9 protein-coding genes are annotated in these 13,256 nt (G+C 41.8%); 2 read left to right on the top strand and 7 right to left on the bottom strand.

The features are described 5' to 3' along the window. Positions 1-115 precede the first annotated feature (115 nt). The 3 genes from YWE_RS32195 to YWE_RS29290 all read right to left on the bottom strand — a co-directional run bounded on the left by YWE_RS32195 (position 116) and on the right by YWE_RS29290 (position 3,133). Positions 116-307: an IS1/IS1595 family N-terminal zinc-binding domain-containing protein gene (locus tag YWE_RS32195; RefSeq protein WP_428829306.1), complete on the bottom strand. Its 192-nt coding sequence runs from the start codon at positions 305-307 to the stop codon at positions 116-118. Between the two features lie 1,591 nt (positions 308-1,898). After that, a complete protein-coding gene (locus YWE_RS0123620; RefSeq protein WP_029096663.1) occupies positions 1,899-2,387 on the bottom strand; it encodes a hypothetical protein in 489 nt (162 codons plus the stop codon). Continuing rightward, positions 2,384-3,133, bottom strand: a complete 750-nt coding sequence (locus tag YWE_RS29290; RefSeq protein WP_051323549.1) for a winged helix-turn-helix domain-containing protein — start codon at positions 3,131-3,133, stop codon at positions 2,384-2,386. The genes YWE_RS0123620 and YWE_RS29290 overlap by 4 nt, the downstream gene beginning before the upstream one ends. 167 nt (positions 3,134-3,300) lie before the next feature. Here YWE_RS29290 and YWE_RS0123610 point away from each other — a divergent pair, with 167 nt between their 5' ends. Continuing rightward, positions 3,301-4,341: an IS630 family transposase gene (locus YWE_RS0123610; RefSeq protein ID WP_029096662.1), complete on the top strand. Its 1,041-nt coding sequence runs from the start codon at positions 3,301-3,303 to the stop codon at positions 4,339-4,341. A gap of 352 nt (positions 4,342-4,693) precedes the next feature. On the opposite strand, the gene YWE_RS0123605 is transcribed toward YWE_RS0123610, so the two are convergent. From YWE_RS0123605 to YWE_RS28565, 3 genes are all read right to left on the bottom strand, one after another. Continuing rightward, the gene (locus YWE_RS0123605) at positions 4,694-6,310 is read right to left on the bottom strand and encodes an Ig-like domain-containing protein (protein WP_029096661.1); all 1,617 of its coding nucleotides are present in this window, start codon (positions 6,308-6,310) and stop codon (positions 4,694-4,696) included. An 85-nt stretch (positions 6,311-6,395) separates the two neighbouring features. Further along, complete coding sequence (locus tag YWE_RS0123600) at positions 6,396-7,091, bottom strand: ZirU family protein (RefSeq protein ID WP_071605928.1); 696 nt, start codon at positions 7,089-7,091, stop codon at positions 6,396-6,398. 81 nt (positions 7,092-7,172) lie between these two features. Beyond that, positions 7,173-9,869 (bottom strand): ZirU family protein, encoded by a 2,697-nt coding sequence (locus YWE_RS28565; protein ID WP_127526403.1) that lies wholly within the window; start codon positions 9,867-9,869, stop codon positions 7,173-7,175. A 978-nt stretch (positions 9,870-10,847) separates the two neighbouring features. Between YWE_RS28565 and YWE_RS0123590 the strand changes: the two genes are divergently transcribed. Then, positions 10,848-12,188 (top strand): MFS transporter, encoded by a 1,341-nt coding sequence (locus tag YWE_RS0123590; protein ID WP_051323548.1) that lies wholly within the window; start codon positions 10,848-10,850, stop codon positions 12,186-12,188. Between the two features lie 491 nt (positions 12,189-12,679). Here YWE_RS0123590 and YWE_RS0123585 read toward each other — a convergent pair whose 3' ends face one another. Then, positions 12,680-13,222, bottom strand: a complete 543-nt coding sequence (locus YWE_RS0123585; RefSeq protein WP_211231057.1) for a TspO/MBR family protein — start codon at positions 13,220-13,222, stop codon at positions 12,680-12,682. Positions 13,223-13,256: the final 34 nt, after the last annotated feature.

Here is a 13,256-nt window from a genome sequence, read left to right as displayed (position 1 = left end):
TATCACTATAATAGGCTGCTAACAATATCATAATAGCTATCTAAAAGGCATCGTTAAATACTGATAACGCCAAAGACTAATAAACATAGCTGACTTAATCAATTAAAAATGAAACTTACTGAAAAAATAGATTATTTGATAACATTTGTGTATCTCTTTCTTTATATGCTTTATAGATAAAGTCCAATTGAAACGTTTTGTTGCAGGTAGTACAAAAATAGCGGGGGTAGCCTGACCGACCTTTACCGTGCTTCCTAATTGTCTCTGACTTTTTACAAAAACGGCATAACACCTGATTTTTAGACATTGATATCCCCATGAGATTAAAATCATTCATTAATACCAGTCCTATAAAAAGGTTAATTAGCTTTTTCACTTAAACATTTGGCAACAGAAATTATTTAGCCTTTATATTTTGCTCAGTCACAGTACGGTTAGAACTAAATCGCCTTACTCAAATTAATTATTGGCAATCAATGATTCAGGTCGTTAATACGTATAGGCGCCGAGATGAATACTGGTCTCAGAAAATTTTATCGATAATATCGGTGTAAGACTTCCGGGTGGCAAACTTAATATTCTTACTGAACCTGATATTGTCAACCAAAACCCACGTAGTCAGACCGGTCCACACTCTGAAGTCAATCGTTACCGAGATGGCTCAACTGCTCACTGATTTATCGTTAGCGGCGCTAGTGTTGTCTTTGGTATCGTCAATATTAGGTACAGTTCAAAACAGCCCGATTTACCTTGACAACAATTATACCGATAAATTATTTTTTTAAAGTCAAATAGTGATAATGCTTTAAAAAATAGAATTAAATGCCTTAATACTTAATGACATTATTTTTTTATTTTATAAAATGCAACAAGTGGCATTAGAGATGATAAAGCATACGATTGATGATGTGAGTTCCCCCGTGCATCGACGAGAACGGACCACCTCGGATTGAGAAATGTGACCCGTTATTGTTAACTACTGTATGGCCCTCCAGATGAGGAGCCAGTTTTCTTATCATGAGAAAACACCTTACATAACGTATGGCATTAACAAAAGATAAGCAAATAAAGTCAATGACTGAACTGCAAGTCTGTTATATTGCACTTTCAGAAAGAATGATAACGACATATAATAGTAAAGTTTTAATTAAGTCGCTTTCCATTAAGGAATATAAAAGCATGCCATTAATATCAAATAAATTGATGCGCATCAACAAATCACGAATAAACTAGTTATATTCCCTCTACAAAGAAGCAATCAGCATCTTCATGTAAATCAGCCTTAACTGAGTGACACCTGATTAAATCCGATAGTATTAATGATATGTTCATCATTAATACTGAGCTTGAAAATATTTTTATTTTTATATATAAACTCGTACAGTTAGATTATTATGATAGCTAGCTTAGGCATCAAATTACAATAATTTAAATGATAGCGTTCTTGAAACGACTTATCGTCATACTCAGAACAACAAGAAATAATGCAACTGTCCATCACTATGAATAAAAGGTCATCTAATGAGCACTGTATATAGGTATGAAATTGTCAGAATCAATGTCTCACCAACGATGAACGCGAACTACCTTCATACGTTCGTCAATCCTGTTTTCGTGGGTGATAAAGTCAATCCAAATACACAAGATTCGGAACTACTCACGGTCATTGCAATTGAACATTATCAGGAATCCTCTGTTCTTTATTGTGAATAACGTTAACTAAACAGTCAGCGCCACAAAACCATTCACTGGACGTTATCAATACCCCTTGATGCTTGGAGCCGATATATCCTAGCGTTAGGTTCTACGTGAGAAAACACAAGACCTACGGGATAGCCGCCTATGCATCGCATTTCATTGAAACTATTTTATTCACCCCACAATGATAAATAACCTCATCATCTCTCTATACAAATCGTCACTGGAGAATTAAGGTTACTCACGATATAAGCATTGTCATATATTTTTTTAAGTTTAAAAATACGGAGTGGTTGTGATGTATTACCCATAACAAATGTCTCAATAACATTATGAGGTGATTTATCATGCTCCAAGGAAATACTGTTCACCGTATAAAAAGAAACATAATCATCATCGTTATTTTTATATTTAACATTGATTAGTTTTGATACTGGATACTTAACACCTTGCCATTCAACCACTCCAGAGAGCGAAAAAAAGCCATTCTCATCATTTTTGTTCAAATTAACCTCAATTACACCCTGTATAATGGGCCCTTCAGAAAAACCATCCGATAAATGTAAATTGATATTTGCCGAACATTTCAGCCCATCAACTTTATTCTCATTAGAATTTAGAATATAGAAACAAAAAATAGTCCATGGCAATACAATAGCCATCAATAACAAAACATTAATCATTCTCATTTCATACCCTTCAAATAATAATAATTATCGCATGAGTATACTGTCCCATTATCAATTTCACATAAAGCATAGAAGGCGCGACTATTTCTTAAGTTAGATTGATTGCTTAAACCATCGTCTTGCAAATCAATGATAAAAATATGGGTATCTAAACACGTAATGTTTTTTTCAGTAATGTACTGATTCGCTGCAATTGTAAGATTAGCAACGTCATTCGGTGATGATTTTTTCGATGAGTAGGTATGACATCCATGAATAATGCCCACATCATTAAGCCTTGAGAACGGTTCTTGATTATAAATTTTATAAGAAAGTGAAAGCAGAGAAAGAGATATGACTGAAAGTAAGATAAAAAAATAAGGGATATTCTTACGTTTACTTGTTTTTTCATTTGCTTTTATTGGTTGTTCTTCGTCAAAAATCAGTTCTATAGTGATATCACTATGAATTGAAATACCTACCTTGGGTACGGTAACAATAAACTCCTCGATACCACAATCTCTGAATGCTTTTCGCAGAAAACTTAAATGATTATTCAGACTGGTATTGGAGGGAACTAACCCACAATCCTCCCACACAAATGCATAAATCACATCTCTTGAAACAGGTTGTCCTTTATTTTTAATCAAAAGACACAGAATACGTGATGATAACGAAGATAATTTTATTTCAACTTCAGTTGAATGAACAAAATAAAGCCCCTCATTCTCTACAAAAATAACGGTATTATTGATAATATATTTCACAAAAATCTTAATCCATTATTTTAAATAATTGATATTAAATATAATATATCACACCGCTTTAGTCTAAATAACTGCGCTTAATAGTAGATCACTGAAGGGAACTCAATCCGGTTTGAGCGATCTGATCAATCGCCAAACATCACAAATCCTCAAAACCGGACCGAGTTATGCCGATCATAGCAGCTATCCCTCGAAATGAACGTCTACATATGGAAAAAATTGTTCAGAAAACAAAGGACAAAAATCATTCCAGACGTCTTATCGCCATGCTTATGCTACATCGTGGCGAATCATTAACTTATGTCGCTAAAACATTATGTGCGGCTCGTTCATCCATCGGGCGCTGGATTAACTGGTTCACATTATTTGGTGTTGAAGGTCTAAAAAGCCTTCCTTCCGGACGGCAAAGAAAGTGGCCTGTCGAGGAAATGTTGCACATGCTGGATTTACTTGTCCAGCGTTCCCCTCAGGGTTTCGGCTATTTACGTTCTCGCTGGAGTACTGAGATGTTAACGATTGAAATTAATAAGTTATTTAACTCAACATTACATCCAGGCTCGCTCCGTCGTTGGTTACCGAGTGCCGGTATTGTCTGGCGTAGAGCTGCTCCGACATTACATATCAGGGATCCTCATAAAGAAGAAAAGCTGGCTGCCATAGACGAAGCATTAAAAAAGAACAGTTCAGAACATCCTGTATTTTATGAAGATGAAGTGGATATCGATCTCAACCCTAAAATAGGGTCAGACTGGCAGAAAAAGGGTCAACAGAAGCGTATCCCAACACCGGGAAAAAATGAAAAACATTACCTTGCCGGAGCCCTGCATGCAGGAACAGGACGAGTGGATTACGTTAGCGGAACGAGTAAGAACTCAGTATTATTTATCAATATATTAGCCAGGCTGAGAAAGACTTATCGCAGCGCAAAAACGATAACGCTGATCGTTGATAATTACATCATCCATAAGAGTAAAAAGACGTTGAAATGGTTGAAGGAAAACCCAAAGTTTATTGTTATTTATCAACCGGTTTATTCGCCATGGATAAATAAAATAGAACTATTGTGGTTAGCGTTGCACGAGACAGTTACGCGGAACCATCGGTGCCGAACGATGTGGCAATTACTGGAAAATATCAGACAGTTTATGAAAGCCGCTTCACCTTTCCCAGGCAGTAAACATGGATTAACAAAAGTGGAGCGGTATTAGGCGCAGTTATTTAGGTATTTGCATAATTATAGAAATAAGCTAAAACCATTATACTACTAATTTAATTGTACTTAGTTTAAGTTAACTAACGAGACAAACGCTTTAGAAGAATTTCTCGGTTATTCATGAGAGTGGCCAATTTGGCCCGACGCCTACTCCAGTATTGCGTTTGGTACCCTCTCGTGTTAGCTATTCTATTTAGACCACCTTTTAGCAAATTGGTCTTGAAGCAACCTAATTTCACTTAACATAGTCCAGTTAAACCAGCGCCAATAGTGAGACTTCTCTACCGCTAAGACTGATAGCAATCGCAACCCATCCCACCAAATCGTTCTGTTTTTCCTTTCAAGCCTTAAAGAGCAACCGAACAGGTGACATACGTTGAACCATCCAATGGAAAACTGAATAAACTGCCGTTCCCTAAATAAACATAATGCCGAGCGCTACCATCACTGGTCAGTTCGTTCACCCAGTAATTACCCGAGAACCAACCATTCGCGTACCGGTTCATCGCGCCCCATTCATTCCATAATTTACCGTTCGCGTCACGATGCGACCCAGTAGGAAGATCAGGAACTCGGTCTGTCATTTGACTCGCATCCGGAATGGTGTAGCCATTCTCTTGAGATCCACACCATGCTTCAGCACTCATGATGTTCATAATCACGGAGCCGTTATTTCTAAACCAACGCCTTGTGGTAAACCGGTAACTGAGTAATGAATTGCTCTCGATATGCTTTGCGGTAATAGTGACTGTATTATTGGCCGAGTTGGGCTCTTGATTCAATCTGACATTACCCCTGTTGTCCACGCTGACCCAGTTCTGATCAGACTCCCAATGATAATCAGTATTCTCCGCCGGGTTCTCACCGATAACTAACTGAAATTCCGCACCAGTAAATCCGGTTTCAGGGAAGCTATCATTCACCGAGAAAGACACACCATTAACTAGAATATGTGTCAGTTGTATTTCATTGAAAAATCCAACGGTGACCGTATCCGCCATGCCATTACTCGTCGTGGCTGTGACGTCACTGGTCACAGCCGCATTACTGGTCAGCGCGACGGTCACCTCTCCCTGAGCGTCAGACTGCCCCTGCGTAGAAAGCAACGTCACACCATTCGTTGCCGTGAAATTAACCGTTTCACCCACAATATTATTACTATGGCTGTCCTTCACATTGACCTGTACCCGATTATCGTCTGAACCATTTGCTACCGCGTTGTTTTGTGTCACTTCTGCGTGAACCGACTCGACGGGACCAGCCATAAACACGGTATTGATCGACTTAGAGTCCTCATCAACCCGCGCGGTGACCTGAGTGGTCCCGGCAATAACATTCGTGACACGCGCAATCGCAACGCCATCCCCCCCACTAGGCAAACTTGTCACAATGGTGCCCAGATTATCTGCCTCAAATAAAACTGCCGAGCCCACGGCCGGCGTGCCATCCAAATACTGAACCGTTGCACGTACGGTGTTCACTGCCTGTCCATCGGCAACAGCCCCGAGTGGTGCCTCGACCCATTCCAGACTCAAGAGACCCCGTTGCCATTTGATATTTATTGGACCGGGTAATTGAACAGGCAACCCGACACTGGGTTCAGTGATGTTGGGGTCCGTCTGTGGTATAACGATGACGTTCAACTCACGACCCGCAAAGATATCACTGAGATGCAGAGTGTAATTTGGCGTTGTCTCACCATCAATGATGACACCGTCTAACATCCACTGATAGGTTGTTCCAAGTTCAGCATCACCATCGGCATCATTGAAACTGGGGGTCACGGTGATAACATCCCCGACCTGCGGTTTTATTGTATTCACCGAAAGCGTTGATGTAGGGGCTCGCCCCTGCACGGGCATCGTTGATTGCTGTACCGCGTGCACCGACAAACTCGCCGTGGCGAGCAACGTCACTAACAGGTTGAATAACAAACCATTAAAAAGACAAGAACAGTGCCGCATCGCGTGTATCCATCATACTGAACCGTTGAATTCATGGGCCCGGACAGGCTTAAATCACTCAGCCTGTTCGGGTGACCCTTTATGGCTATCTCAGGGCGTTGCTAACGGTAACCTGAACCTTCAACTTCTGATCTGTCCTGACTGGCGTATAAGTATTACTCGTTGCGCCACTAATCGTGCTGTAAGTATTGCTTCCTAATCCCGTTTCAATTTCCCACTGATAGGTCACACCATTGCAGGTACCGCCCGCACAGGTTGCTGTTGCTGTCAGGATAGAATCAACTTGAGGATAACCGCCTACGTCACCAGTAATGGCCACGTCAGTCACTGTACCCCCCGCAATAACCGTCAAACCATTCGAGGCAACGGGTGAACCGACGGACGGATCGGTGATCGCTGGGTCGGTATTTGGTGTTACTAACAGCGTGAGCGTTTTGCCTAAGTCACCAACAACGATACCGTAGGTCTGACTGGTGGCACCTGAGATATCAACACCATCGGCCTGCCACTGATAGGTTTCGGGTGTTGCCGCATCACCATCGGCATCACTAAATCCGCCAACAGTACTGACACTTAAGGTATCACCGGCATCAAGCAAACCATTGCCGTTGGCATTATCAGAAACAATCGTGCTTTGCGCCACTACCGGGGCGCGTCCTTTTACAGTAAGCGTCGGGCTGGATGTAACAGCGGCTGAAGCAGAACCGGTTATCAGCATGCTCAGCAGCACGCCAGATATCAGTAACCCGAGCATTGTTCGTGAGACTCGCTTGCTTTTCATTATTGTCTTCCTCTTTTGTACTCAGTATCAATGAGTGGAATGCCATTCAACATTGCGCCGAATGATGATAAAAACCGGGCCCTAATACGAGACCACGCGAATTGCTCTTTTCTGTAAATTTTTTGTCACCGTTAATGTCTCTGATGTAGCACCTGAAATAGCGATGAATACCCCCGACCCCGCAAAAGACTCCATTTCCCACTGAACATTTATGGCAGTTGCATTACATAACGCCGTTGAACACATAGGAACAGCAACAAGCGTTTCATCGACGACCGGATTGTCAGTCAGTGCCACGCCATTACGATAAACCAACACACTGACCGGCGGCTCGACGATAAAGGACGTATCAACACGCTGACTATATCCATTGATATCCGCGGTCACGGTTGTAATACCTGAATGAGTGTTAGTCAATGTCACCAAAGCCACGCCATTAACATCGGTCAGCGCAGAGGCAACCATAATTGCACCATTATTCGCCGTGAAGGCCACCCGGTGAGCCTGAACGGGATTTCCCTGCCTGTCGTTCACGCTCGCCTGAACGGCATTTGTTGCCACACCATTCGCGAATACACCATCAGTCATTACCGTCAAGCTAAGTATCGCCGAGCTGTTATCGGCGACGAGTACAACGCTTGACGACAGGTTAACTATCGGTATGCCGTTCACTGACGGTATCACCGTTGCAGTTCCTGCCAATACTCCACCTAATTTCGCACTGTATACACCATTATTTTCTGTTATCGATGTTAGAGTCATCCCACCGACACCAGTGACATTAAACACCACAGCTAATCCCTTAACCGGATTATTATGGATATCTCGAGCAGTCAAACTCAGGGTGCTACGCTCAATGCCATCAGCAATAATAGTGTCAGGAATAAGGCTAAAAAGCGTGTTATCCGGACTCATTGCCGACGTATCTTCAGTTAATATAATGCTAGCCGATGCGAGACGCTGTTGACCGATGGCAGGAACAATAATGGCTTCCCCTAAGACTAAACCGGCTGTCAACTGCGAGGTATAAACACCTGGGGCGGTCTCAGTAATGACACTCAACGCTGGAATGGATGAGGGTAAAACCACCCCACTATCTGGCGTAAAATGGACATCCAATGTTAATTGTGTCCCCATCCCTTGAACGGGTTGGTTATTTTCATCATTTAGACGAACCGTAACTAGACTGGTTGACATACCATCCGCGGGTATTGACGGATGTGATAAGGCGGTTATCGAGTTCAATTCGCTAATACGCTGTTGCGTGACAACAATCTGGGTTGTACTTCGTTTAGATGCATTGCCCTGATTGTCGTAAGCGACAGCACCCAGCATGTAAATATTACGATTATCGCCCGTTAACTGATAGGGAGGTAATCGTATTGAGATAGCTTGCAGAGAGGTTTGCGTAACCACAGCACCTGCGGAAACTAACGGTACGACATCCCAGTCGATCCGTTTAAGCCCGTGCTTAACAGTTACTTGTGCATTTATTTTGGTCGTTTCAAAAGCGCTTCCCGTCATTTGCTCTGGTAGCGACAGTTGTATCAACTCGATTTTCTTATAATCCAGAACAATATTATTATTACGCTCAACCAAATCATATCGGCTACCCGTCAGTGCCCGGCGAGTAATAACGTCGGATGGAGTGATATGTGACTGCCATGACTCACCCAATCGATAGTTCAGTTGGGAATGAATGCGAGTATCACGATTATCGCCTTTCCCCGTACGACGTTCAGCCCCAACGGTAAATAAGGGAATGGGCGTGTAATTAATACCCGAGGTCATCGCATAAGGATTTTTCTGCCGATTGTCTTTGCCAAATAATGCCACCTCATTCCCTCGGTATTTTTCATACATCAGTCGTCCCCCTAACTGAGGATAAGCGGGCAAATAAGCTTCGGCACGGAAGTCATACCCGTTCGCAGGGCGTTCATTATAATCAACAATGTCACGAGACGGGTGCCAACCAGTAAGTCCGACATAACGATTAGCAGACAACTTCAGGTAATCGGTCCAGGCCTCAACCCCCGCTCCAACTCGACGATTATTGCCCGTCATATCATGGTCAAAAAACGTATTCGCACCGTACATCCAGTCATGATGATTCACCCGCACGCCAGCGCCGATATTTACCGTATTCCGGTTATCTTTTTGTCGAACACCTAATTGGCTGAACAACAGAGAGGTTTTGTTATCCTGAATCGGGATAAGTATATCAACCGCACTCCCCTCCAGACGGAAGTTATCATCCATATTCAGTTGGACACGCGCTGTACCGAATTGATTTAGCCATTGTTGCGTTGAGTTGTTGACGTCATTAACCACTGCCGAGTGCGCCATATTAACCACGGCCCCCCGAGTGTCATTACCCGATAATAACGCCCCCCCCGTCATCATTCCCCGAGCCAAAAGTTCTTCCTGAGGGGATGGGGGTATTGTATCGGAAACCTCGTTACCACTACCCATTAGCGGTAACGAAATTCTGCGCGGAATATCAATTTCATCGCCCACACTTAGAGACTTGAATGGTTTTGAAAACGAGCGAAATTGATTTAATTGTGTGAGTTCATCCAGGGTAAGATTATTTATTTTAGCGATACTATCAACAGATTCACCGGTTTTAAGAATATAAGGGACCGTGTCAGATATTTTACTTGGCGCCATCACGGAAGAAGATAGTACCTTTGCGATTGCCGGAGAAAAATAGAGGTTCAACGGCAGGAGCAGTTGAAGTCCGATACTCATCCATACGGCACCCACTCTCAATTTCATGATGGAGTACTCCAATGGAATAGACTTTATAGTAGGTCTGCCTCAATTTTATTCACTAGATTAAGCGAATAAAATAATTTGACAGTCATATCGGACATTCAATTCATTGTCATCGATGAGAATGCACCATGAGTTGACAGCACATATCAGCGAGTTATGTCCAATCGCTACGCGTTCAGCCCGCCATCCGACGATATCACACCTGCGGCTATCCCTCACCTTGCCCTGAACAACAATAGAAGGGATAACAATAATCAAAGCAGTATTACTGCCCTAACTATAGTACACAATCTTAAGTTAATCAGTATTCATTAAAGATTTTCTGAATATCAACCCAGTTTTGGATTTAAGTTAAGGCCTATGAAAAATAACACCCTCATCATTTTGCTGGTTCAATATATCGGCTATTACAAATTTATATTTAACATTGTCAATTTCAGCATTTTGAGAGATTAAGTTTATTGGTACTCGTAATAAACGAACCACGACAATTCATTTACCTCTGGATTGAACCGACGCATTGAATAGGGAATGATACTCCGACATGGACCAACACGTTTAGAAATCTTGTCTACAAATATTAATACCGTATTAGGCCGTCGTATCGGCAATAATTGAAAGAACCTATAGTCGTCTAACTCATTTTTCACCTTTCTCGTACTTTTATATACAACGAGTGTACTTACAGTACCAATGATAGATATCTGCAGGATGATAAGCTCTGGTAATCAAACACATTATCAAACTCTGGGTACCTATTTTGTGGGCTACCGAGCACGATCTTGTGCAACCGCACTGATAAATATTTGTTCTCTATGCGATTGTTGGACATTTGCCTAATAGGATAAAAACCATCCGCCTCTATACTAATGCTGGCTATTCTTGCGAGTTATTCCACACCAACGTTCTTGATTAAAAAGTAGGACGGCCAACAACGACAATCAACTCAAAATAATTATTAATAATGGAGTTTATAATATGAGTATAGAGACAAAGCGTCCCGTGGGTGTGAAAGAAAAACGGACAAATGCTCGCTGGATGATGGTGATATTTCTCTTCATTGTGACGGCTATTAATTATGGTGATCGTGCAACACTCGGTATTGCAGGTAAAAGCATGTCAGGTGAGCTTGGATTTAATGCCGTTGATATGGGTTGGGTGATGTCTTCATTTAGTATTGCTTATGTCATCGGGCAATTACCAGGAGGATGGCTACTTGACCGATTCGGTTCTAAAAAGGTTTACTTCCTAAGTATCTTTTTCTGGTCAATATTTACCCTACTACAAGGTACGGTCCATTTCTTTATTGGTGCATGGGCATTAATTATGCTGTTTACCTTTCGTTTCTTAATGGGGTTAGCAGAGGCGCCTTCATTCCCAGGTAATAGCCGAATTACGGCAGCTTGGTTCCCTGCCAAAGAGCGAGCCACTGCAGTATCTATTTTTAACTCTGCACAATACTTTGCCACCGTCATTTTTGCCCCCATCATGGGTTGGCTAACCTATGAATATGGATGGCAGTCAGTATTCTTTTTCATGGGGGGACTTGGCATTTTTGTGAGTTTCTTTGCGCTATTTATGTTACGCAATCCAAGACATCATCCAATGGCTAATCAAACCGAAGTTGATTATATCACTGAAGGTGGTGGTCTGGTTGACATGGATCAGACAAAATCTGCTGGCGAAAGTAATGGCCCCAAAATGTCTTACTTAGGGCAATTATTAACCAATAGAATGTTATTAGGTGTTTATCTTGGTCAATATTGTATTAACGTATTAACATTCTTTTTCATTACTTGGTTCCCTATTTACCTAGCGACCGAACGTGGTATTGACATCAAAACCGTTGGCTTCTTAGCGGCTATCCCAGCAATATGTGGTTTCGTTGGGGGGATTTCTGGTGGTGTATTCTCTGATTTCTTAATGAGAAAAACCAATTCACTCTCGATCGCTCGTAAAACCCCCATCGTTCTGGGTATGCTATTCTCCATGACCATGGTGTTCTGTAACTACGTTGATTCAATCACGATGATTATCATTTTCATGGGGATGGCATTCTTCGGTAAAGGTGTTGGAGCATTAGGTTGGGCTGTTATGGCAGATACTGCACCAAAACAAATCAGTGGGCTCGCGGGTGGCTTGTTCAATATGTGTGGGAATGCCTCAAGTATTATCTCACCTGTTGCTATTGGTTATATTGTTCAGGCAACAGGTAAATTTGAGTGGGCATTGGTCTTTGTTGCAATTCATGCACTTATCGCCGCATTTAGTTATTTATTTATTGTTGGGCCAATTAAGCGCATGGAACTTAAAGAGTAATTAGATTATTACAATAATCCGTAATGATGAATAATCGCCCCACTTTCGCGGCATGTTTTTAAGCCTATTTTTTACGACTAATAATGCCCATTTCATTTTTGACAATGGGCATTATGTCTATATATCAACAGAGTAAAAGTAAGCGTGCAGTGAAAAATAATGAAGCCACTGAAGATGGCTACTGCTGGATAAACGGTCTATCGCCGGATATCTGACTGAATCTCTGGTTAGTTAAAATTATCTATATGGTCAGAAACTCGGTGTAGGTGCTACCCTTATGTCGGATTTCTCCAAATTTAAGCAATATAACCACGCTGGTAATCATCTACCCGGTTTGTAACTTCACGGATAGCTAACTCACTTGGTGAGGAACCAAATTAGAGATGTGGATTATATACCGACAAAAACCTCGTTTTAGACAAACCGCTAATATGTGATTGGCTTGAATTCCTCCATTAGTGGCAAGGGTTAGGCTTGAATCTTCACCTATCCTAGTTAAGCCAATAGATTGCAATATTCAGACTCGAGGCAACGCCAACCCATACAGCATAGGGAATAAACAACACAGAGGCTATCTTATCGTATTTCTTTGCTCGGATAATAAAGAGCAAGATCGTCATCAACATCAATATGATAATTATCATAGCCATTTCCGGTTGATGTGCTACAAAAAATGCGGGGGACCATAACCAGTTCAACCCCATTTGCATCGCCCATAACCCCATTGGAATACTCTTACATGCTACTCGCCAAATCCGCCAACCAGCAACCGCAATCATGGTATAGAGGATAGTCCAAACCAGTGGGAAAACGACATTAGGTGGATTGAAGGATGGCTTCACCAGATTTGCATACCAAGCATCTGGCCCAGTTAAAAAGCCCAGTGTAAATCCAACTCCTAGCACAAGGGTCAGAAAGCAAAGCAACGAGAGAAAATCAACGAAACGTTTCTTGGCATTAAGCACCACATTACTCATCAAACCCAGCCCATAGAAGGTAAGTCGATGAGGTATATCCCCACCGTTATTACTCAATACCATATTCTGATCGAGCGCGTGTCGGAATTTA

This window comes from Budvicia aquatica DSM 5075 = ATCC 35567, from assembly GCF_000427805.1.
Lineage (GTDB): Bacteria > Pseudomonadota > Gammaproteobacteria > Enterobacterales > Enterobacteriaceae > Budvicia > Budvicia aquatica.
Note: the sequence above shows the minus strand (reverse complement) of the source record. Positions and strands in the feature narration are given on the sequence as shown.

Bases quoted from the DNA above. Each gene is read 5' to 3' on its own strand.
- YWE_RS32195 (WP_428829306.1), bottom strand. From the start codon at position 307: ATGTCTAAAAATCAGGTGTTATGCCGTTTTTGTAAAAAGTCAGAGACA.
- YWE_RS0123620 (WP_029096663.1), bottom strand. From the start codon at position 2,387: ATGAGAATGATTAATGTTTTGTTATTGATGGCTATTGTATTGCCATGG.
- YWE_RS0123610 (WP_029096662.1), top strand. From the start codon at position 3,301: ATGCCGATCATAGCAGCTATCCCTCGAAATGAACGTCTACATATGGAA.
- YWE_RS0123605 (WP_029096661.1), bottom strand. From the start codon at position 6,310: ATGCGGCACTGTTCTTGTCTTTTTAATGGTTTGTTATTCAACCTGTTA.
- YWE_RS0123600 (WP_071605928.1), bottom strand. From the start codon at position 7,091: ATGAAAAGCAAGCGAGTCTCACGAACAATGCTCGGGTTACTGATATCT.
- YWE_RS28565 (WP_127526403.1), bottom strand. From the start codon at position 9,869: ATGAAATTGAGAGTGGGTGCCGTATGGATGAGTATCGGACTTCAACTG.
- YWE_RS0123590 (WP_051323548.1), top strand. From the start codon at position 10,848: ATGAGTATAGAGACAAAGCGTCCCGTGGGTGTGAAAGAAAAACGGACA.